This is a genomic window from Laceyella sacchari, assembly GCF_004343255.1.
Lineage (GTDB): Bacteria > Bacillota > Bacilli > Thermoactinomycetales > Thermoactinomycetaceae > Laceyella > Laceyella sacchari.
Genome location: NZ_SMDD01000005.1, coordinates 33991 through 55415 on the forward strand (window position 1 = coordinate 33991; position 21425 = coordinate 55415).

Annotated in this window: 20 protein-coding genes; 16 read left to right on the top strand and 4 right to left on the bottom strand. The window is 48.5% G+C overall.

Translation table 11 applies throughout. The features are described from left to right. The first annotated feature begins 34 nt into the window (after positions 1-34). The 15 genes from uvsE (at position 35) to EDC32_RS14725 (ending at position 15498) form a co-directional block, all read left to right on the top strand. Positions 35-994, top strand: coding sequence for a UV DNA damage repair endonuclease UvsE (gene uvsE / locus EDC32_RS14655; RefSeq protein ID WP_132223355.1), 960 nt, complete (start codon positions 35-37; stop codon positions 992-994). Between the two features lie 99 nt (positions 995-1093). Then, on the top strand, positions 1094-1810 hold the full coding sequence (locus EDC32_RS14660) for a hypothetical protein (protein WP_132223358.1): 717 nt from the start codon (positions 1094-1096) through the stop codon (positions 1808-1810). A 96-nt stretch (positions 1811-1906) separates the two neighbouring features. Further along, complete coding sequence (locus tag EDC32_RS14665; protein WP_132223361.1) at positions 1907-2353, top strand: GNAT family N-acetyltransferase; 447 nt, start codon at positions 1907-1909, stop codon at positions 2351-2353. A gap of 723 nt (positions 2354-3076) precedes the next feature. After that, a complete protein-coding gene (gene proC / locus EDC32_RS14670; protein ID WP_132223364.1) occupies positions 3077-3904 on the top strand; it encodes a pyrroline-5-carboxylate reductase in 828 nt (275 codons plus the stop codon). Between the two features lie 407 nt (positions 3905-4311). Further along, positions 4312-4587, top strand: a complete 276-nt coding sequence (locus tag EDC32_RS14675; protein ID WP_132223367.1) for a hypothetical protein — start codon at positions 4312-4314, stop codon at positions 4585-4587. Between the two features lie 64 nt (positions 4588-4651). Then, positions 4652-5176, top strand: a complete 525-nt coding sequence (gene lepB, locus EDC32_RS14680) for a signal peptidase I (RefSeq protein ID WP_158283402.1) — start codon at positions 4652-4654, stop codon at positions 5174-5176. A 219-nt stretch (positions 5177-5395) separates the two neighbouring features. Further along, positions 5396-6175 (top strand): GTP-sensing pleiotropic transcriptional regulator CodY, encoded by a 780-nt coding sequence (gene codY / locus EDC32_RS14685; RefSeq protein WP_022735660.1) that lies wholly within the window; start codon positions 5396-5398, stop codon positions 6173-6175. A 521-nt stretch (positions 6176-6696) separates the two neighbouring features. Continuing rightward, the gene (locus EDC32_RS14690) at positions 6697-8505 is read left to right on the top strand and encodes an ABC transporter ATP-binding protein (protein WP_132223373.1); all 1809 of its coding nucleotides are present in this window, start codon (positions 6697-6699) and stop codon (positions 8503-8505) included. Continuing rightward, positions 8498-8899 carry an ATP-binding protein gene (locus EDC32_RS14695; RefSeq protein WP_022735663.1) on the top strand — a complete coding sequence of 134 codons (402 nt, stop codon included), beginning with the start codon at positions 8498-8500 and terminating at the stop codon, positions 8897-8899. The genes EDC32_RS14690 and EDC32_RS14695 overlap by 8 nt, the downstream gene beginning before the upstream one ends. A 544-nt stretch (positions 8900-9443) precedes the next feature. Further along, a complete protein-coding gene (gene cyoE, locus EDC32_RS14700) occupies positions 9444-10403 on the top strand; it encodes a heme o synthase (protein WP_132223376.1) in 960 nt (319 codons plus the stop codon). Between the two features lie 110 nt (positions 10404-10513). Continuing rightward, on the top strand, positions 10514-11515 hold the full coding sequence (gene coxB / locus EDC32_RS14705; protein ID WP_246026965.1) for a cytochrome c oxidase subunit II: 1002 nt from the start codon (positions 10514-10516) through the stop codon (positions 11513-11515). Positions 11516-11584: 69 nt separating this feature from the next. After that, the gene (gene ctaD, locus EDC32_RS14710) at positions 11585-13504 is read left to right on the top strand and encodes a cytochrome c oxidase subunit I (RefSeq protein ID WP_132223379.1); all 1920 of its coding nucleotides are present in this window, start codon (positions 11585-11587) and stop codon (positions 13502-13504) included. Then, positions 13504-14127 carry a cytochrome (ubi)quinol oxidase subunit III gene (locus tag EDC32_RS14715; RefSeq protein WP_132223382.1) on the top strand — a complete coding sequence of 208 codons (624 nt, stop codon included), beginning with the start codon at positions 13504-13506 and terminating at the stop codon, positions 14125-14127. The genes ctaD and EDC32_RS14715 overlap by 1 nt, the downstream gene beginning before the upstream one ends. A 3-nt stretch (positions 14128-14130) precedes the next feature. Next, positions 14131-14436 carry a cytochrome C oxidase subunit IV family protein gene (locus EDC32_RS14720; protein ID WP_022735668.1) on the top strand — a complete coding sequence of 102 codons (306 nt, stop codon included), beginning with the start codon at positions 14131-14133 and terminating at the stop codon, positions 14434-14436. Between the two features lie 348 nt (positions 14437-14784). Next, positions 14785-15498 (top strand): hypothetical protein, encoded by a 714-nt coding sequence (locus EDC32_RS14725; protein WP_132223385.1) that lies wholly within the window; start codon positions 14785-14787, stop codon positions 15496-15498. A gap of 50 nt (positions 15499-15548) precedes the next feature. Here the strand turns inward: EDC32_RS14725 and EDC32_RS14730 are convergent, their stop codons facing one another. From EDC32_RS14730 to EDC32_RS14745, 4 genes are all read right to left on the bottom strand, one after another. Continuing rightward, positions 15549-15776: a hypothetical protein gene (locus tag EDC32_RS14730; RefSeq protein WP_132223388.1), complete on the bottom strand. Its 228-nt coding sequence runs from the start codon at positions 15774-15776 to the stop codon at positions 15549-15551. Between the two features lie 479 nt (positions 15777-16255). Next, positions 16256-17305, bottom strand: coding sequence for an alpha/beta fold hydrolase (locus EDC32_RS14735; RefSeq protein ID WP_054095618.1), 1050 nt, complete (start codon positions 17303-17305; stop codon positions 16256-16258). Between the two features lie 245 nt (positions 17306-17550). Next, complete coding sequence (locus EDC32_RS14740) at positions 17551-17937, bottom strand: globin domain-containing protein (RefSeq protein ID WP_029071690.1); 387 nt, start codon at positions 17935-17937, stop codon at positions 17551-17553. An 86-nt stretch (positions 17938-18023) separates the two neighbouring features. Then, positions 18024-19328: a glutamate-1-semialdehyde 2,1-aminomutase gene (locus EDC32_RS14745; RefSeq protein WP_211341941.1), complete on the bottom strand. Its 1305-nt coding sequence runs from the start codon at positions 19326-19328 to the stop codon at positions 18024-18026. A 193-nt stretch (positions 19329-19521) separates the two neighbouring features. Between EDC32_RS14745 and EDC32_RS14750 the strand changes: the two genes are divergently transcribed. Further along, the gene (locus tag EDC32_RS14750; protein WP_132223394.1) at positions 19522-21384 is read left to right on the top strand and encodes a coiled-coil domain-containing protein; all 1863 of its coding nucleotides are present in this window, start codon (positions 19522-19524) and stop codon (positions 21382-21384) included. The last annotated feature ends 41 nt before the right edge of the window (positions 21385-21425 follow it).

Sequence of the window (21425 nt, forward strand, 5' to 3'; positions counted from 1 at the left end):
GGCAGAAGGGACATACTATGATGGGTGATAACAAATGATTGTGCGATTTGGCTTTGTGGCCATGAGTAGTCAGGTGCCAAACGCTTCACCTTCCAAAACCATGACGGTGAAGGCATTTCAGCAGATAGGGCAGCCGCAATTGGCAATGAAGAAAATCATTCGGATCGCCAAAGAAAATCTTGCTAACACGAAGCGGATTTTGTATCACGCCTTGGCGCATGACATCAAGTTTTACCGATTTTCGTCCCGCTTGATTCCGCTGGCAGGACATGCATTGGTCGGAGGACGGGATTTTGTTCGGGTGCTGTTGCCGGAGTTGAAAGAGATCGGGCAGTTGGTGCAGGATTATCAGATGCGGGTCGGATTTCATCCTGAACACTACACCGTCCTCAACACACCAAACAATGAGGTGTTTGCCGCTTCATACAAGGATTTGATCCGCCATGTTAAGATGCTGGCGGCAATGGGTTTACATAGCGGGCACAAATGCAACATCCATGTGGGGGGAGTGTACGGAAACAAGGAGGATTCAATGGAGCGGTTTCTCAGTAACTTTAAGCGACTGGATGCTCGGATCCAAGCGCACCTCTGTTTGGAGAATGATGACACGACTTACACGGCGGCAGAGACGCTGCAACTCGCTGAAACAGCGGGTGTGCCCATGGTGCTGGACCTTCACCACCACCGTCTCAACCATCATGGGGAAAAAGCAGAAGACTTGTGGCCGAGGATTGCGGCCACTTGGGCCAAAGAGCCATTTCCTCCCAAGATCCACATTTCCAGCCCCAAAAGTGAGACGGATGCACGAGGACATGCTGATTATGTGGAAGTAGATGATTTGTATCCTTTTCTGAAGGCTATCGCACCTTACACGGATCAGGTGGATGTCATGATCGAAGCAAAACAGAAAGATGGAGCCCTGTTTGAGTTGATGGAACAATTAAGGCAAAAAGAGGGCGTTTCCGTGATGAATCAAGCCACGATACGAATCTAAAAAATGAAAAAATTTAGGGTGAAATGATTAAACGTTCGTAGGTGTAGGTTAAAATAAAAAAGAGGATGGGCCTTGGTAGGGGTGAGGAGGGGGGAATACATGGCAGGGCGACTCCCACAGATGAATAGCGTGCTGGCGGCAACTTCCCAAAACACAAGGTGCATGTGGTTTGCTTGGGTGTTGAGAAGTTCGGCCTGCTTGCATGGTCTGGCAGGGTTCTTCATGTTGTTTGTGCTGGTACACGTACTGCGGGGCGATTGGCTCATGCGCACCCAGTTTGTGGTGCAAAATGAATGGCTAGTGACGGTCTCTTGGTCCAGTATGCTGTTGTCCAGCTTGGGTTTGGTTTGCTCTTTCGGCATTTTGACTTTCGCGTTGAACAAACAATTTCGCTTTATTCTGCATTGGGCTTGGTTGATTCAGTTGATCGGCAGTTCGGCACTTGCGCTCCATTATGTGATTCAGATGGTGTTGTATCCTGCATTGATGAAGTATTTTGTTCACATGCCGACCTTCGCGTTGTTAAGCCATATCAATAAGTGGGACGACTTGCTCTTGCACCTTGCCACCGTGTTTGCCCCATCATGTTTGGCGATTGGCGGGTTGATCTATACCGCTGCCATGTTTTACACCCCAGGCTTTTCCCGTTGGTTGAGTTGGTGGTTTCTGTTGGTATGGAGTCTGCTTTTAGCTGGCTCGGTTGTCGTTCACTGGTCATTGTCGACATTTTCAGTCTTATTGGGTTTGACTTTGGTTTGTTATGTTCCCTGGCTGTGGAAGGCGGCCAAAGAGCTGATGCTGTCTTGCTCTAGATAATCCTTCCATCATGGCTCGGATTGAAAAGGAAATCAATCTTGAGTTACAATAGAAAAGCCAAAAAGATGTATAATTCCCCATTGGAGGAGAAACTTTATGCGCCTACGGTCTTTTCAACTTGCCGATGCCCATGACGTCTCTCAAATCTGGCAAATGACCGCATCTCATGAACAAGAAAAAGACACGTTGCAAGTGTTGACTGAGCAATTGGGTTATGACCGAGATTTGGTCATCGTAGCGGAAGCGCCGAATGGAAGAGTAGTAGGGGCCATAGTGGGCACCATCGATGGTCATACGGGATTCTTTTATTGCTTGGCGGTTCATCCCGATTACCAAAAGCGCAAAGTCGGTACCATGTTGGTGCGCGAATTGGAGCAACGCTTTCTGCAAAAAGGTGTTAAAAGGATTTGGATCACGGTGGATGAAGGAACGGAAAAGTTATTTCCATTTTACCAGCACCTTGGTTACACCAATGGCTGTTCTACACGTTTGGAAAAGGAACTTTACGCTTTTTCATCCTGTTCACATGGACAAACGGGTTAAGCTTTTCTTTTTTTATTGTAGTAAGGGAATGAAATACATGTGTTGTCTGCCTACAAGCATAGGCAGATTTTTTTTGGATCCAAACCCTTTCACATTTTAATGATACCTATATAGGATTAAGAATACTACACTTTGAATGCGCTTTCAATTTAAAATTCATTAAACATCCGATTTTTTATTTTATATGAAACCGTATCTGTATTGTAAATTAGCCCATTTTCGCCTTTGATGGATTAAAGAGGATATAAAATTTTACTGCAGGGCTGAATGGATTCATCGATAAAAATGAAGAGGTCATGTGTGCAAAGAGAAGACAAACGAAGAATCGATTTTGCATGGATTATCCGCAGGATTGCATGATTATTCGAGAGCAGATAGGCCGAGTTTTTGCTTGACTTTCAGCGGTTCATTTCGCATAATATTAAAAAATTACTTCGGTTAAACGCGATGACGAGGACCAGTAGAGCAGATCCGGCTGCACAGAGAGCGAGGCCCACCGGTTGAAAGGCCTTGCCAGTCCGGTTGTTCGAACCCATCCTCCGATGCTGCCGGTGAAGAGCCGGATCGGGAGCCATCCCGTTATCAGGATGCGATGTGAATCGCAGGAGTTGGGCGCATTCATGGAAGCCGTGCGCCAACAAAGGTGGTACCGCGGAAGAACAACCCTCTTTCGTCCTTTGGGGACATAAGAGGGTTGTTTATTTTTTTTAAGGAGGGGTTGAGATGTTAAAAAAATGTGCAATCGGGTTTATTGGAGCGGGAGCGATGGCAGAGGCGATTTTGGAGGGACTGCTTAAACGACGTGAAATTACCAGCAACCAAGTTTCCATGGTTAATCGCGGTGACCGTGATCGTATGACAACGTTGGTGAAGCGATACGGATTGGAGGTGGCGAAGCAAACCATAGATCATGTGGCACTTGCGGACGTTGTGATCTTGGCGGTGAAGCCAAAAGATGCGGAGGAGGCGCTCACCTTTTGGCAGAATCGCCTTCGCCCGGGGCAGTTGGTGATCTCGGTTGTTGCCGGAATCACGACACAAACCATTGAGGAATTTGTTCAAAACGGAGTGGCTGTCGTCAGAGCCATGCCGAACACTTCCTGTGCGGTGGGCCTGTCCGCCACTGCCCTTTGTGGGGGGCGAGCGGTGACTGAACAGCAATTCGCCATGGCTGAGCGCATATTTATGAGTGTCGGTTCCGTGGTGCGGGTGGATGAAAGCGCCATGGATGCTGTCACCGGCTTATCCGGGAGCGGACCGGCTTATATTTACTACATGGCCGAAGCTCTCCAAACGGCGGGGATGCATGCTGGCTTGCCGGCTGAAACAGCCCGTCAACTGACGGTGCAAACCTTATTGGGGGCAGCCCACATGTTGATGGAAAGCGGCAAAGAAGCCGAGCAGTTGCGCCGTGAAGTCACTTCACCGGGTGGAACGACGATGGCGGGGTTAGAAGTGTTGCGCCGATTTGATGTGGCTGAAGCGATGAAGATGGCGGTATTGCGGGCGAAAGAGCGCGCCGGAGAAATGGGGAAGCGTGGCGGATGTTGACCGTGTGCGACGAGGATATGTATGGTAAATTATGCGAATGAGGAACGCCTGTCACGCGTGAAGTGAATAGGACCCAATTCTATCCTGCACATAATTGTCACAAAAAACCGGGCAATGATCCCGGTTTTCTTTTTCTTTTCGGTGCGGATTGTGATACCTTTAGAAAAACGATGTTAGCCCTCTATGATAAATTCTGAGTTTTGGGTGTTTTATCTTTTTCTTTTTTTGGAAATAAAGGAAAATAGGAGTGCAAAACTGTGGGTCAAACCACACGCATGTTGGTGATGCCATTGTGTGAAGCGTGATGGCGCGGGAGTCCGATGGAAAAGTTAGGTAAAAATCCGTCATTTTGCCGAAAGTTGTCCCACGCATACTTGCCAACTATCATACAGAAGTGGTAGAAAAAAATGGGGATGTGTGGAAGACGTCTGGATCAGCAGTTTGTCACTTTTCCAAACTTGATTGGTTCCATGCGGTTGGGCGGGAGCGTCACTGTCCCTGACACGCTGCGTGCGATGCATAATCGCGATTGGAACCGAAAGGGTCGCTTCCGCGGGCTGGTGAAGGGCAGCTTTCTCAACGGCCCACGCATCATGATCCTGCAACAAGTGTGGAACAGGTGGCCAGAGCGAAGGAACATTCGAAAAATGCAGTTCATCGCCGTGCGGAACCATTTACTCTAGCATTCGCTCCATATGGTGTCACCACTACCTGACTCTTCAGATGATGGTTGATGGAGTGAATGAAATGTTGCAAGTGAGACGGCTATACAGTTGGGCGATGGTGTTAATATATGCCTGCCTATTTGCTTGGACCGTCAATCACTACGGAATTGCGCTCTCCGTGGTGAGCGGAACGTCCATGCAGCCGACTTTGCACGATGGGGATCATTTGTTGATCAACAAATTCCAATTTTTATTGGAAAAGCCGACGGTTGGTGACGTCATCACCTTCCGTGATCCGTCCGACCCAGATCGGTATCTGGTGAAACGAGTGATTGGGGAGCCGGGAGACATCATTGAGATACGCGACGGCCTTTTGTACCGCAACGGGAAACGGGTGCAAGAACCGTATATCGATAGCATGATCGAAGATGGGGATTTTGGCCCGGTCAAGGTAAAGCAAGAAACCGTATTTGTCATGGGGGACAACCGTCACCGCTATGCGTCTAGAGACAGCCGGTACAGCGGCGTGGGGATGGTTCCCTATGCCTTGATTGATGGAAAAGTGGAATTGATTTTGTGGCGCCCTTCATTGGCTGTATCGCTGTAATCCCAAGCTGAAGGGAATAATTTAAAATAGGTATAAAAGTCAAAAATTGTTCACAAAAATCAAATTGCGTTCCAAATGAAATGACGCATAATAGGTAAGTGTTGTTATGCTTTTCCTAACGAATCCCTAACAAGATCGTCCTGGAGCCCAATCGGACGTTAATGTGGACGGCTCAATAAACATACAAAGTGTATCAAAATTTCTAGGAGGCATTTAGCAATGGATCTGTTAACGAAAACACGCCGCATCTCGAAAATTCTTCAAAGAAACGTAGGGCATCACTTGGTAGATTTTGATGAAGTCGCTCAAGCCTTGTGTGACATCATCGGCGCAAACACCTTCATCGTCAGCCCGGAAGGGAAAATGCTGGGTTTGGCCATCAACCATGAGGTAGAAAGCGAACGGATTACGCAATACATCAAAACCCGCGAATTCCCAACCGATTATGCTAGACTGCTGATGGAAGTAGACAAAACGATGCCGAACGTGGGTGTCGATAGCCCTTACACCGCTTACCCAACGGAAATGAGCGACTTTTTCCGCCAAGGGTACACCACTTTGGTACCCATTATCGGTGGCGGGGATCACTTGGGCACATTGGTGCTGTCCCGCCTGAACACGGAGTTTGGCGAAGATGATCTCATTCTGGGTGAATACGGCGCGACGGTCGTCGGGATGGAAATCCTGCGCGAACGTGCCGGGAAAGTGGAAGAGGAAGCACGCAGCCGTGCGGTGGTGCAATTGGCTATCAACTCCCTTTCCTTCAGTGAGTTGGAAGCAGCTGAGCACATCTTCAATGAATTGGATGGTCTGGAAGGGCTTCTGGTTGCGAGCAAAATCGCCGATCGCGTGGGTATTACCCGTTCGGTGATCGTAAACGCTCTGCGTAAATTGGAATCGGCTGGTGTCGTGGAATCCCGCTCTTTGGGGATGAAAGGTACCTATATCAAAATTCTTAACCCCAAATTGCTCCCGGCGCTGGAAAAAGCCCGTCACTAAAAGAAAGGCCCGAGCTCAATATAGAGCTTTGGGCCTTCTTTTTTGAATGAAAATTCAGGAATGTTGCGGTATAATGTGAGTAATTGCAGGGAAAGGGAAAGCGTCTTCAGGCCGTTTATATGGTCTGAAGACGAGGGGGAATCAAGCGACGGAATGAACCAAAAGAGATAGGGCGGATGGGGATCGCGATGTTGTGGATCGCGCTGTCCGTTGTGCTCGCATGTAAAAGCATTGGCGGTCCAGCCGGTCACAAAAGTCATTATTGGTGATGTTTTTTGCATCGCTTACGAAGATGGATGGACAAGCACATTTCATGCGGCGGAAGATATTCATACGTCTTTTTACACTAAAAAGAAGCGAAGGCATTGTTTGTCGATTTGTCACAAAATGGTCAATGACCTTGCGCGACACGGACAAGTTCATGCAGAGGAGTAGGCATTCCCGCCATTGTTCACATGCACGACCATTCCTTTGTTATAATGAGTACCGTGTCCATGTTCATTGTGCGGGAGTTGAATCAGATGGAGAGTATGCGGCGCTATCTCCGGTTTGTCAAGCCATACTGGAAAGAGATTGCGCTTACCATGGTGATCGGGATGATCAAGTTCGGCATCCCGTTGTTGATGCCGTTGCTTTTGAAATATGTGGTGGATGATCTGCTGCTTTCTCATTTGTCCGATCAAGACAAGTTGGAAAAACTCGCCTGGGTCATCGCCGGGGCCTTCTTTTTGTTTACCGTTGTGCGTGTGCCGGTGGAATATTATCGGCAATATTTTGCCCAGTGGACGGCGAGCAGGGTGTTGTACGACATCCGCAATCAACTGTTTGACCATATTCAAAAACTTTCATTGCGGTATTACCAAAACCAAAAAGTGGGCCAAATTATATCACGCGTGATCAATGATGTGGAGCAGACCAAAGAGTTTGTGATCACGGGAATGATGAATATCTGGCTCGATTCGGCGACCCTTTTGATCGCGATCGGGATGATGCTGTACATGGATCCCTTGATGACACTGATCTCCCTCGTCATTTTTCCGTTTTATGGGGTAGCCGTAAAGTATTTTTTCCAGAATTTGCGCCGGTTTACAAAAGAGCGTTCCCAAGCGCTGGCGGACTTGCAAGGCCATTTGCATGAGCGGCTCCAAGGCGTTTCTGTGATTCGAGCTTTTCATTTGGAAGAATACGAACAGGGGCAGTTTGAAAAAAGGAACAGGCATTTTCTCGACAAGGCGATGACGCATACGAAATGGGTGGCCAAAACGTTTGCTTCCATCAACACCTTGACGGATTTGGCACCGATTGTCGTGATCGCGCTGTCCGCTTATTTTGTGGTTCAAGGAACGATGACGATTGGTGAAATGACCGCTTTTTATGGATATATGGGGCTGATTTATAATCCGATTCGGCGCCTAGTCAATTCATCAACCACATTGACACAAGCTTTCGCCTCGATGGACCGTGTATTTGAATTCATGGATGAACCATATGAAATCACGGATCAACCGGGAGCAAAACCGATCTCCAGGGTGAAGGGGAGAATTGAGTTTCGCGGGGTGCGGTTTCGATATCACAAAGAGCAGGATTGGATCTTGGATGGGATCGATTTGACGATCGAACCAGGACAGACAGTGGCGCTTGTCGGGCCAAGTGGGGGTGGAAAATCCTCCCTCATCTCGCTCATTCCTCGGTTTTATGATACCGCTGAGGGCGAGATTCTAATTGACGGCCACAATATTCGCGATGTCACTTTAAAAAGTTTGCGGGGGCAAATAGGGTTGGTGTTGCAGGAGAACATATTGTTTAGTGGTTCCGTCGCTGAAAACATCCGCATGGGCAACATCAACGCCACGGAGGAGGAAATTCGGGCCGCCGCCCGCGCCGCCAATGCCCATGAATTTATAGAAGGGTTGCCGGAAGGGTACCAGACAGAGATTGGCGAACGAGGTGTGAAGTTGTCTGGGGGGCAAAAACAGCGGATCGCCTTGGCAAGGGTCTTTTTAAAAAATCCTGCCATACTGATTCTAGACGAAGCGACATCGGCTCTTGATTTACAATCTGAACACCTTGTGCAGGAGTCGCTCGATCGACTGGTGAAAGACCGAACAACCATCATTGTGGCTCATCGCCTCTCAACCATTACCCACGCCGACCAAATTCTGGTTGTCGATCAAGGGCGTGTGGTTGAACGAGGGACGCATGAAGAACTACTGAGAGAAAACGGCCTCTATGCCCAGCTGTTCAATGTACAGCATTTGGGAAACAAACCGGAGGAGAATGGCAATGCAGAACAGGACGTAAGCGGTTTGATGGAGGGAAAACATGCGTAAAACATTCCAGATCAATTATGAGTGGGATATTGTGCACATTCGTAGCGAAGTACGAGAAATGGCACGTGAAATGGGTTTTGATGAATTGGATCAAGCGCGCATCGTCCAATCGGTTTCGGAGCTGGCGCGCAATGTGATTCAATATGCCGACCATGGTAATATTTGGGTTGAGGCTGTAGAAGAGGAAGAGCGACGGGGAATCAAGGTGCAGGTGCAGGACGCGGGGCCCGGCATCGCCAACTTCGATGAAATCACCAAAGGGAAGAAGCAAACCTTCGGTGAGACATCGGGGTTGCAACATGTGGGCATGCTGATGGATGAAATGAAGCAGATTCCCGTAGATTCAGGCACTTGTGTGGAAGTGATCAAATGGCTGAATACATGTAAGCATTAAAATGAAAAATAGATGTATCCAGGCTGCTTTCTTTGATGGAGAGCAGCTTTTTTCACCAAATGGACTGGCTTAACTTGGATGGATATGAAAAAAATGGGTCGAAATCGGCAGTGAAGGGCGGGTTTCTCTCCCGTTTGACGGCTTCTCAAAAATTGTTCACATATATGTCAACTTTCTACCGGGAGCTTCGATTAGACTATTGAATAAGGAAGTTTGTGAAGAGAATCGCAAGAAGAAGGCAATAATACTGGTAAATATTGATTTGTTGCCTTCAACGCGTTGTTACCCACGCTTGCATCCCACTTTGCGATCAACTAAAATGATGATGGTATTAAGCATGGCTATTGACATTTCTCAAACCCAATAATTGAGAAATGGAATGTAATATCATAGGGTCGATAAGCCTATGGGGTTACATTTTTTTGTGTGTTAAAGCCAATTATATTCTGCACGAACAACATGGAGTGGTGCGCTTAAACCATTTTTGTCCGTGTGAAAACGTTTAACTTGGCTTCGAGGTTTCTTGGTGGGAAAGGAGGTCTGTATGGTGGAACGATCTGTGCCTCAGCAATCAGCTGCTGAACCGATCCTCGAATCGATCGAAGCGGCTTCAAGGGCAACTTGGCGCGACTTTGTGGAAGTGACCAAACCGGGCATCAATAAAAGCAATTTGTTTGCTACTTTTGCCGGTTATTTGCTAGCGGCGAGGTTTGCATTGTTCGACTGGAGCACGCTGGTGTTCACTCTCTTGGGCACGGCATTGGTCATAGCGGGCGGATGCGCGATCAATAACTATTACGACCGTGACATCGACCCATTAATGGAGCGTACCAAGTCTAGGCCCGTACCGGATGGAAGGCTAAAACCGAAGACGGTCCTGTGGTATGGAACCCTATTAACTGTGTTAGGGACGCTCGCGCTCGCCTTTGGAGTGAATCTCTTAAGCGCTGCCTTGGCATTGGTCGGGTTTGGGGTTTATGTATTCATCTACACCATGTGGTTGAAGCGCACAAGCACATGGAATACAGTCATTGGTGGTGTGTGCGGCTCCGTCCCTCCGATGCTAGGTTGGGTCGCAGTGACCAATTCGCTTGATTTGAATGCCTGGGCGCTCTTTTTGATTCTGTTTATGTGGCAGCCTCCGCACTTTTATGCGCTGGCGATACTAAAAGAAGATGACTATCGCCGAGCGGGCATTCCGATGCTTCCTGTTGTTAAAGGGTTGAAGGAGACCAAGAAACAGACGCTGATCTTTACGCTATTATTGATCCCATCATCCGTATTGCTCTTTGTGACCGGTGCCGGCAGTTGGTTCTATCTGATCTGTTCCCTGGTGCTGGGTGGTGTGTATGTCGCTTTGGCTGTCAAGGGGTTTTATACAGATGATCAAGTAAAATGGTCAAAGCAGATGTTTTTCTACTCCTTGATTTATTTAACAACGATTCTGTTGGTCATGATGTTGGATGTGGTCATTACAGAAGGCATCGCAATGCTGACAAAATAGAAACAGTGCTTATAAATAGCTTGATATAGATCTTTTGCACTGTGAATTCAGTGATCCGTCCCGCTGGTTACATTGGGGCGGGTCAAGTTAACAGAAAGTGAGGTTTGATCGTGGTGAGTCGACAAGGAATGTGGCGAGTATTGACAGTGCTGTTGCTCGCGACTTTGGTCCTCTCTGGATGCCAAGGCCATGACAGTTTAAACGTTTTGGACCCATCCGGTTCTGCGGGACAAAAGCAACTTGACCTCATCAAGTGGAGTTTCTTCCTCATGTGTGGGGTTTTTGCAGTGGTAATTACGATCTTTATTTATGTTCTTATCCGCTTCAGAAAACGCAAAGGCATAGATGTGATGCCGGAACAGACTCATGGTAGCAACACCCTTGAGATCATTTGGACTGTCATACCGATCATCTTGTTGGCGGTGTTGGCGGTACCAACGGTGACATACACCTTTGATTTGGCGGATATGCCTCGCGAAGATGATTCCATCAAGGTAAAAGTGACTGGCTATCAATATTGGTGGGAGTTCCAATATGAAGGAATGAACATCAAAACCGCTCAGGAATTACATATTCCTGTGGGCAAAAAAGTTCATTTGGAAATTCACGGTAAAGATGTATTGCACTCTTTCTGGGTGCCTGCACTTGGCGGTAAAATGGACGTAATTCCCGGTCGTGTTAACACGATGTGGCTGGACGCGAAAAAACCGGGAGTATACCAAGGGAAATGTGCGGAGTTGTGTGGTGCAGGACATGCTCTGATGGATTTTAAAGTCATCGCCCAAGATCAGGCTGACTTCGACAAATGGGTAGCGCAAATGCAAAAGCCTGCCGTAGCGCAAACGACATCCCAAAAAGAAGGCGAAAAAATCTTCATGCAAAACTGTTTGGGTTGCCACGCTGGCACGAACCCACGCATCATCGGCCCGGACTTGAACAAGTTTGGTACACGCACGACCATTGCTGGTATTTTGCCGCATGATGAGCAGAACTTGAAAAAATGGCTCAAAGATCCAACAAGTGTCAAACCTGGCACACTCATGCCGAAAATTGACTACTTGGAGCCGAAAGAAATGGACGCGTTGGTTGATTACCTGATGAACCGTAAGTAATTTTTTTCCTTACGGCCCTGACTGACAACAAATTATTTTGAACATCTCGTTTAAGAAGGAGGGAACACCATGGGGACGCTTATCGTGCTAATCGTCTTTGCTTTGTTCATCACGGCGATTTTAACGGGTGGCTATAACAAGGAGGCCATCGAAAAATTCAAGAAGAGCAAAGCATGGGATTGGCTCACCACGGTGGACCATAAAAAGATTGGGATAATGTATTTCATCTCGGGTTTCTTCTTCTTCCTCATCGGTGGTATCGAAGCAATCTTCATGCGGATGCAGTTGATTGTTCCGCATAACGACCTGTTTGTGGGGGATACCTTTAACCAGCTGTTGACCATGCACGGCACGACAATGATCTTCTTGGCAGCGATGCCGTTGCTTTTCGGTCTGATGAACGCCGTGATTCCGTTGCAAATCGGGGCGCGCGACGTTGCGTTTCCGTTTTTGAACGCGCTTGGTTTCTGGCTGTTTACAGCAGGGGGACTTCTTCTCAACCTGAGCTGGATCTTTGGCGGAGCGCCTGATGCCGGGTGGACGTCTTATACCACGCTCGCATTGAATGATTATAGCCCAGGACCTGGGATAGACTATTATGTGTTGGGCTTGCAGATTTCCGGTATCGGTACGTTGATCGGTGGTTTGAACTTCATTGTCACCGTCATCAACATGCGTGCACCGGGTATGACTTTCTTGAGAATGCCGATGTTTACATGGACTTCGTTTATTGCTTCAGCACTGATCCTGTTCGCCTTCCCGGCGCTGACGGTGGGTCTGTTGCTGTTGATGTTCGACCGGCTGTTCGGAGCCAACTTCTTTGACCACGCCATGGGCGGTAGCTCCGTGATCTGGGAGCACTTGTTCTGGATCTTCGGTCACCCGGAAGTATATATCGTGATTTTGCCGGCTTTCGGTATCATGTCGGAAGTCATCAGCACGTTCTCCAAAAAGCGTTTGTTCGGTTACACCTCCATGGTTTTCGCGACCGTGGTAATCGGCTTCTTGGGCTTCATGGTTTGGGTACACCATATGTTCACTGTGGGCTTGGGTCCATGGTCCAACTCGGTGTTCGCGGTAGCGACGATGACCATCGCCGTGCCAACCGGGATCAAGGTGTTCAACTGGCTGTTTACCATGTGGGGCGGTCAAATCCGGTTTAAGACAGCTATGCTGTTTGCCGTAGGGTTTATCCCCACCTTCGTGATGGGTGGGATGACAGGGGTCATGCTGGCGTTGCCACCTGCTGACTTCCAGTATCAAGACAGTTACTTCGTTGTTGCGCACTTCCACTACGTGCTCGTAGGTGGTACGGTCATGGGTATCTTCGCAGGTGCCTACTACTGGTGGCCGAAAATGTTCGGTAAGATGTTGAATGAAACGTTGGGTAAAATCCATTTCTGGACGTTCCTGATCGGCTTCCATCTCACCTTCTTCCCGCAACACTTCTTGGGATTGTTCGGGATGCCGCGTCGGGTGTTCACTTACCAACCAAATGTAGGTCTGGAACAGTTGAACCTGCTTAGCACCATCGGGACGATCGGTATGGTAATTGGTACGTTGGCGTTCGTTTTCAACATTGTGATCACCTTCAAGAAAGGTGCGAAAGCTCCGGCCGATCCATGGGACGGACGTACGTTGGAATGGTCGATCTCTTCACCAGCTCCAGAGTACAACTTCGCACAATTGCCATTGGTTCGTGGTTATGACGCATGGTTTATGGAGAAGCAAGCGGGCAATAAAGAAATGCCGGCGGCTGAACCACTCGGTTCGATTCATATGCCATCTCCATCTTTCATTCCGCTATTGATGTCGATCGGATTCTTTGTGGCTGGGTTTGGTTTCGTGGCCCGCGGCGACTATTCGATGGGGATTCTGGGCTTGATCATTGTGTTCATCGCTATGTTTATGCGCTCGTTTGATCAAGATCACGGCTATCATATCGAACCGCATGAAATCGAAGAAGCGAATAAGGGGGTTAAGGCATAATGGCAGCACAAACCGAAGTGAAGGCAAACCCCAATATGCCTAACCATCTGGAAACGGCAACCTTGGACGGCAAGAATAAAGTACTTGGTTTCTGGCTCTTCTTGGGAGCAGAGACCGTGTTGTTCGCCTGCTTGTTCGGGACGTATCTCGCTCTGCGCAATCAAACGCTGGGCGGACCGGACGGACAAGAGTTGTTTGACTTGAAATTGGTCGCCGCAGCAACGGCCATTCTGTTGACCAGTAGCTTGACCAGCGTGTTGGCCATGATGAAGATGAACCAGCTGAATTACAAAGCGATGCAATTGTGGTTGGGCATCACCGTGTTGCTCGGTGCTTCGTTCTTGGGTCTGGAGATTTACGAGTTTATTCACTATGTCCATGAAGGGCACACGTTTATGAGCAGCGCGTTCGGTTCTTCGTTCTATGCGCTGGTCGGCACGCACGGTGCGCACGTTACCTTCGGGATCGTTTGGATCTCCACGCTGATGATTCAAGCGGCCAAACGGGGCATCACTAAGGAGACGGCTCCCAAGCTGTTTGTCTCCAGCCTGTATTGGCACTTTATTGACGTAGTCTGGGTTTTCATTTTCAGTTTGGTATACTTGCTCGGAAAGGTGGGTTAAGCGGTGGCACAGCAACCTAACACATCCAACCATGCTGCATCGGGTAGTTCTGAGAGCGCGACAAAACACGTCTTGTCGTTTTTGCTGATGATTGCCCTGACGGTAGTAGCGTTTGCTCTTGTGATGTATGATATTGTTCCAACGAACATGATTCTGCCGCTGATCCTTGTCTTGGCTACGATTCAAGTGTTCTTGCAACTTTTCACCTTTATGCACTTGAATCAAAAAGGAACCGCGTTTTACACGATCTTTATGGTTACAGGCATTTTGATTGCGGTGGTTTCTGCTGTGGGAATCATCTTGATGTAGCGATCAAGGCCCTTCCGTCCAAAGCGGACGAGAAGGGCTTTTTGTTTTGATTGTGGCAGTCGGTGTTTTTCGTGTCACTTCGTTTATCTTGCGTGACGGGATGGAGGGACGCTTTAGTATCTGCTGCTTTACTTGTCAAAACAGCCCCTTGTGTTACGCATTCTTGATATGCGGTTGTGCGTTAGCCTAGTAATCAACCAACCTACGTCTTTGAGTAGATGCATAGGAATACTTATATCTAAAAATAATTGCAATCTGTTTTGTAATCTCGTTTATTTTGTATGATTTACCCGTTATCATAAATGGTGAATCTTATCACTTTGATCCAACAATTGAGGGATGTACACCATGTTGTCAACCTGGTTTGGTAAGAGAGAGCGAAATGACGTTTCTTTGGTTAGGAAGTTTGAATTGTCTGAAGGTCTGGGGCTGGGTGCGGTAACCGGATTGGGATACTTTGCGGCTTATTTGTCGGAAAGTGCCTACAAAGCTTATTTCGGGTTACCTTCGCTTTATGCCGACATCAGCTTGAATGCTATTGTTTTAGCGATGTCTTGCATTGTGGTGGTGGGTTTGTTGTTTTGGGTGTTCACACAACATGATCACTTGCGACGAACCGGCCAGTATTTGTTGCCGGTATTGCTACCGCTTTCCGTCGGGCTCATGTTGGGATTAAAACTAGATTTCCGAGTGGAACAATCTTTGTTGCTGATCGTTTTTTATCTGCTCTTGTTCATTCTTTTTATGGCGGCGTTGTTTATCTTGGCAGTGTACAAACAGTGGGTTTCGGCAGGGGCTTTATTCATTGTAATCATGATGACCGTCTCCAGCGCCAGCGGATATTTGGTAGCTTCCAACCAAGTGGAATATTTGGTTGTGCGCAAAGGAAACGCCACCTACGCGGTGGTGGATGTGTATAAAGAGTCGCTGGTGTTGATGCCAGTTGATCTCAAAAAACGCACCGTCAAGCCAGAGTATCTTTTTGTCGATCACAAGACGGAGCTACAAGCGGCCATGCAGTTGCAAAAGAAGAGAATCGGTCCATTGGCGCTCGAGCAATGAAAAAATACAGCGCACAGCCTGGATTTGCGCAAAATCGGCTGTCCGCTGTTTTATTTGGTTTCAGAGAAAAAACCCAAGCTTTCGATGGTTCGATATTTGCGAGACACTTGGGTGTCAACATATTGCTTCCACATCCGTTTGGCGCAGTCGGTTGAACAGATCGGCGATTCAAAGCTGATCTCCACATATCGCGCTTCAGTGCCACAGATGGAACAAGGAGCGGTCTCGACTGCAGGGACGAGCAAGTCTTCTGTTTGCAAAGATTTGATCGGTTTCAAATCATTCTCTCCTTTCCAGTATGGTGTGCAGTCATCCATAATCTGCAAAAGAGGAGAAACGTGAATATGTTCATGTTTCTACTAACTATTTTCTCATAAAATCTTGCATTTCTAAAGTCTATTTCCATCTAATTATGCTTCGCTTTTAAAAAATGGTTGTATAGAGGTTGAAATGGCAGGGGTTTACGCTGATTTTTCCATATTTGTCCTTTTGGATGAATTCCTAGAACCATCACGAGTACCTTTTTGAGATCAATTAGGATGATGAAAGATGGTTTTTAGTCATAAAAATAGAAGCAGACGGGGAAGATGTCTGGAAGTGATGAAAACGGGGTGGAAGCGGTACATGGAGAGAGCCTGACGGGAACATTGTGGTGATGATGGAACTCTCAGGATGTGGTGCTCGAGCCGTTTCACCCGGCTCGCCGCAATGATTTGAATATTTCCTCTATTGCAGCGAGCGAGTGTTGAAACCAGAGTTATCCTGACTGGGCAATGCCAAGGGGGCTCTTCAGCCGCAACAGATCCTTTTGCTTATGGATAAGCAATTCTTCCTTGATCCGCAACATCGTGATCAAAAATGACGATGGTTCCTCCAGATGGGGGCAGTGTGCTGAGTTTTCAAACCAAATTAAGTCCTTGGCAGGCGCGGATAGGTGATCGAAAAAACGCTGTTGTAATTCATGGGGAGAGAGATAGTCATATTTGCCCACGCATAAATAGACAGGGATTGCAACCGTTTGCACGTCGTCAAAGAGGTTGATGCGCATAATCTCTCGGCCGATACTGCGCATGTGCAGGCGCATCCCTTTATAATAGCGCCACCAATCGAGAAGTGTGTACTCCGTGGAAAAGAAGCCGCGTAACAAGAAACGGAAAATGCTCCCTTTTCTCACATCTCCTCCGAAGCGGGAGACCCATTTGTGGTGTGCATACAGGTCGCGTGTGCGCTTGTAAGGGGGGTACCCCAGCCGTTGCAATGCGGATATGGCCCGCCGTTTTTCCAATTGCCGCGCGTGGATCAGCACATGCTGATAGGAGATGAGTTCCCCTTTTTCCACATTGCTCAACTGGCCAATGCCGATATAGGCGTGAAGAAGCTCTGGATGTTTTTGGGCAAACAAGATCCCGAGGATGCTACCCCAAGAATGGCCAGCCAAAAAGACGCGTTTCTGGTTGAAGCGAGTCAGCAAGTATTGAATCAATTCATATATATCGTCAATATGTTGCTGAATGGTCATGTCCGCTTTTAACAGCCGTGGGGAGAATGATTTTCCCGTGCCGCGCATGTCCCAGTTCACAACCAAAAAATGTTTTTCCAGCTCTTGTTGATAATGGCGGGCAAAACCAATCTGGGCAAACCCGGGACCCCCGTGCAGAAACAACAGCAACGGATGGCTTTGATCCCGTCCGCGAACCATGATGGTTTGCTCCTGCCCACCCAGTATGATTTTTTCAATTGTAGCAACACTGCCCTCAATTTTTCTTTTCTTCAAGTCGAAAAATTGGGGGGTTCTACTTTTAAACATGAATTTCCCACCTTTTTGAGCGATTTTGCAGAAGTTTGGTTTGGGGATAAGATATTCTCTGTTTTCTACTTATTTCCTTCAAGAACTGGATAAATTTTGCCTGCTTGCCGAGAAATGTGCGAAAAGCAATAGCGCAGAGGGAGGATAATAGGAGAAAAAACGTCGCATGGTGGTGTGCGTACGCCGAACAGCGGGAAAATAAAAAGGGAACACGCCGCGGATGGCTGCGTGCGTGTCCCCAAGGGTTATTGATCTTCTGTGTTGACCATATGATGCGCTGCCATAACCAGCCGTGCCCATAGTGACTCGCGGACAGCTCCCTGAACTCCAGCTTCGTCCAATGCTTCGCTCATGCAAGCTAACCAAGCTTCTGCACGGGCGGGGGTGATAGGGAAGGGGAGGTGCCGTGCTCTAAGCATTGGATGGCCGTATTTCTCCGAATACAGGGGAGGGCCACCTAAAAACTGCGTGAGAAATAATCGCTGTTTTTCCATCACGGGTGTGATGTCCTCAGGGAAAATCGGCTTCAGCAAGGGATGTGCCTGCACTCGTGGGTAGAATGCCTCTACAATCGCGCGCACCGTTTTTGCGCCGCCGATGGCTTCGTAGGGTGTTTTCGTTTGATCCATTATGTACACCTCCTAACAGGGCGCTCCAGAGCTGGCCCTAAACCTAGATTGCATTATTTGCTAGTGTGTTTGCATCACCGCAACTCCTCTCATTGAGAGGGTTTCATCTTTTTGAAAGCCCGTTCTACAGCGCGCACGGTGAATTGGATGTCTTCTTCGCTATGGGCGGTAGTGAGGAACCAAGCTTCATATTTGGATGGGGCCAAATAGACGCCTTCTTCAAGCATCAATCGGAAAAACTGGCCGAACAGCTCACCATCAGCCCGCTTCGCGCCTTCATAATCCGTCACTTGCTCTTCGGTGAAGTAGACGGTGAACGCGCCCCCTACCCGGTTTAGGCTGATCGTGATGCCATGTTTCTTGGCCAAACGCTTAATCTCATCTGCCAAGGTTTTGCCCATTTGATCCAACCGTTCGTAAGTCCCGGGTTGTCTGAGGGTTTCAACACAGGCGATTCCGGCGGCAATGGAGAGGGGATTGCCAGCCATGGTTCCTGCTTGGTACATCGGTCCCATCGGTGAGACTTTTTCCATGATGTGCCGTTTGCCGCCATAGGCGCCGATGGGCAGGCCGCCGCCGATGATTTTGCCGAGAGCGGTCAAGTCGGGCTCGACACCGAACATGGTTTGGACGCCGCCGTAGTGGAAGCGGAAGCCAGTGATCACTTCATCATAGATCACAAGCGCGCCCGCCTCATGAGCCAGCTTGTTCACTGTTTGCAAAAAGCCAGGGTTAGGCGGAACGATGCCGAAGTTGCCAACCAAAGGTTCTACCAAAACCGCCGCGATTTCATCGCCCCAATGGTCGAGCGCTTCTTGCAAGGTGTCGATTCGATTGTACGGGACGGTAATCACTTCTTGCGCAATGCTGGCGGGAACCCCTGCACTGTCGGGTGTACCGAGTGTGGAAGGACCCGAACCGGCAGCAACCAGTACCAAGTCGGAGTGCCCGTGATAGCAACCGGCGAACTTCAGGATCTTGGTGCGGCCGGTGTAGGCGCGGGCCAAGCGGATAGTGGTCATCACCGCTTCAGTGCCACTGTTGACAAAACGAATCTGTTCCATGGTCGGGATCGCTTCACGGAGCATGGTGGCAAACCGCACTTCTTTTTCTGTAGGTGTGCCATACAATACGCCGGCAGAAGCCGTTTCGATGATGGCGGCAGTCACGACAGGATGAGCGTGACCCAAGATGATCGGACCGAATGCGGCCAAATAATCGATGTATCGGTTTCCATCCTCATCCCAGAAGTAGGGTCCTTGCGCTTTTTTCATAAAAATGGGCGTGCCGTTGCCCACAGCACGAAAAGACCGTGATGGACTGTTCACACCGCCCACGATCACATCGCACGCTTCATTATATAATTGAATAGAACGGTCGATTTTCAATAGCACTTCCTCCTTTATTCCATCTTTGTCAATTGTAACGCTGTTTTCTCGTACTGCCTAGGCTTCGAGGCGCAAGACTTGTTGTTGTCTCAACGTTTGCACCTGTGATATTCTCAGATTGGGAATATATACGCTTTTTACGGATTGTAAGAATATAACTTGGTTGTTGGAATTGGGAAGAAATGTTTGGAGGCGAAGAATGTTGTCGTTTTTTGGAGTGGGTGAAATATACCGAAATGGTTATCGGGTAGAACATGTCGTAAAATTTTTTGATGGGGAACTCGCGGTGGCTCGCAAAGACGACCAACGGTATTATTTGCAATCCGCAATGTTACAGAAGCAAGCCCCTTCACGGGCGATTCAACAATACCGCACTTTGCACCATCCGCTTGTGCTTCCGTATGAAGAAGTTTATACAGAAGAGCGCTCCATCGTATTCATTCGACCTTATGAGGCGATTCACCCGCTACGTGAAGTGATTTCTTCGCGGGAGGTTGATGAAGATCAAGTGGTCGAGTGGGGGCGTCAGCTACTTTCTTTGGAAATTGAGTTGAAGTCCAAGCCCATGCCCATGTATTTGTTGTTGGATCCGCGCAACATTGGGCTAAACGACCAGGATGAATTACGTGTACTTTTTTGCGGATTGGAACAGATTACGGCCCAATCACGCACATTGGATTGGGGCTCGTTTTTTTTCAGCCTGCTTTCGGGCCAGTACTTGGAGGAGCCGTTGGAGAAAATGCCAGCCGACTTTCCTTGTTCCAAGCCCATGTCCAAGCTGATCCAGCGTAGCTTGAAAAAACAATCGCCTGAGTCAGTGCTGTCCCAGATTGATGCGTACAAGAAAAAGCAGAAGCAGGGCGGGGGGTTCTTCGATTTCCTGTTTGGCTCGACGAAAGAGGAAACCAAACCACGGCCAAAAAAAGTGGAGGAGCAAGCTGCCAAAGAACAGCCGGTGCCAAAGCAACAGAAGGATGAGGAACCATTCTCGGTTACCGAAACGCCCGTGGCCCCTGTGGACAACAAAGAACAGCAACAGAACTATGACAGGCTGGAAGAAGAGCGCTTAGAGCAGTTGCGCTTGGAGTTTGAGCGGCGCCAAGAGGAGCTGTTGCGGAAACAGCGGGAAGAATTGGAGCGCAAACAACAGGAGCTGTTGGAAAAGCAACGCAAGGAGTTTGAGCAAAAAGAGCGGGAGCTTTTGGCCAAGCAAAAAGAAGAGTTTAAGCAGCGCATCACTGAGCCGGAAGAACAAGAGAGCTGGGAACGTGAGCAAGAAGAGAAAGAGCGGCTCGAACAAGAGAAAAAAGAACAAGAGAGACTAGAGCAAGAGCGTATCGAACAAGAGCGCCTCGAGCAGGAGAGAAAAGAGCAAGAGCGGTTGGAGGAAGAAAAGCGCAAGCGTGAAGAGGCGGAGCGCGCCCGGCAGGAGGAAGAACGCCGTGCCTGGGAGCAGCGTGAACGCGAACGGATTGAGAAAGAGCAAGAGGACCGTGTGCAAGCCGAATTGGAAAAGCTGAAGCAGGAACGGCTGGAGTGGGAGAAGAAGCGGCAGGAGTTGGAACGCAAAGAGGAGGAGCTCAAGGAGCGCTTACAAAAGGAATTTGAAGAGCTGGCGCAAAAGCTTTTGAAAAAACAAGAAGAAGAATTCCAGCGGCGCCAAGAAGAGATGCTCAAAGCCCAACGGGAACTCCTGGAGAGCAAGACCAAGGAACGGTTGGAGAAACAGCGGGAGGAGCTTGAACAGACATCCAAGCGTTACTTAATCACTCCGCAACACACCAAGCCACGCGCAAGCCTGTTTGATTTATTGCCCAAGGATCATCAGTTAAAGGGCAAGCCACAGAGCGAAGCGGAGCCAACACCGCCGGCGGAAGAGCAACCAAAACCGGTTGATCCGCAACCGCCGATAGCTGAATCCAAACAGGAAAAAGAAAAGCAAGGCACTGAGGAGAAAGCCAGCTTGCGCCAGGAGAAGTTGGAGCGGGAAAGCCAGGAGCAAGATCAGTTGGCACTGCAATTTGAAGAATATATGAAGCAGATGATGGGCGATGAGTCTTAAGCACCGCCCCGTCTCTCCCTTTTTTACCATGTGAAGGAGTG

What these genes read in the sequence shown, in the direction of transcription:
- EDC32_RS14695 (WP_022735663.1), top strand. Translation starts at nt 8,498, where the DNA reads ATGCGTAAAACATTCCAGATCAATTATGAGTGGGATATTGTGCACATT.
- lepB (WP_158283402.1), top strand. Translation starts at nt 4,652, where the DNA reads ATGTTGCAAGTGAGACGGCTATACAGTTGGGCGATGGTGTTAATATAT.
- EDC32_RS14690 (WP_132223373.1), top strand. Translation starts at nt 6,697, where the DNA reads ATGGAGAGTATGCGGCGCTATCTCCGGTTTGTCAAGCCATACTGGAAA.
- EDC32_RS14715 (WP_132223382.1), top strand. Translation starts at nt 13,504, where the DNA reads ATGGCAGCACAAACCGAAGTGAAGGCAAACCCCAATATGCCTAACCAT.
- EDC32_RS14735 (WP_054095618.1), bottom strand. Translation starts at nt 17,305, where the DNA reads ATGTTTAAAAGTAGAACCCCCCAATTTTTCGACTTGAAGAAAAGAAAA.
- EDC32_RS14725 (WP_132223385.1), top strand. Translation starts at nt 14,785, where the DNA reads ATGTTGTCAACCTGGTTTGGTAAGAGAGAGCGAAATGACGTTTCTTTG.
- EDC32_RS14665 (WP_132223361.1), top strand. Translation starts at nt 1,907, where the DNA reads ATGCGCCTACGGTCTTTTCAACTTGCCGATGCCCATGACGTCTCTCAA.
- EDC32_RS14660 (WP_132223358.1), top strand. Translation starts at nt 1,094, where the DNA reads ATGGCAGGGCGACTCCCACAGATGAATAGCGTGCTGGCGGCAACTTCC.
- EDC32_RS14675 (WP_132223367.1), top strand. Translation starts at nt 4,312, where the DNA reads ATGGGGATGTGTGGAAGACGTCTGGATCAGCAGTTTGTCACTTTTCCA.
- ctaD (WP_132223379.1), top strand. Translation starts at nt 11,585, where the DNA reads ATGGGGACGCTTATCGTGCTAATCGTCTTTGCTTTGTTCATCACGGCG.
- EDC32_RS14750 (WP_132223394.1), top strand. Translation starts at nt 19,522, where the DNA reads ATGTTGTCGTTTTTTGGAGTGGGTGAAATATACCGAAATGGTTATCGG.
- proC (WP_132223364.1), top strand. Translation starts at nt 3,077, where the DNA reads ATGTTAAAAAAATGTGCAATCGGGTTTATTGGAGCGGGAGCGATGGCA.
- codY (WP_022735660.1), top strand. Translation starts at nt 5,396, where the DNA reads ATGGATCTGTTAACGAAAACACGCCGCATCTCGAAAATTCTTCAAAGA.
- uvsE (WP_132223355.1), top strand. Translation starts at nt 35, where the DNA reads ATGATTGTGCGATTTGGCTTTGTGGCCATGAGTAGTCAGGTGCCAAAC.
- cyoE (WP_132223376.1), top strand. Translation starts at nt 9,444, where the DNA reads ATGGTGGAACGATCTGTGCCTCAGCAATCAGCTGCTGAACCGATCCTC.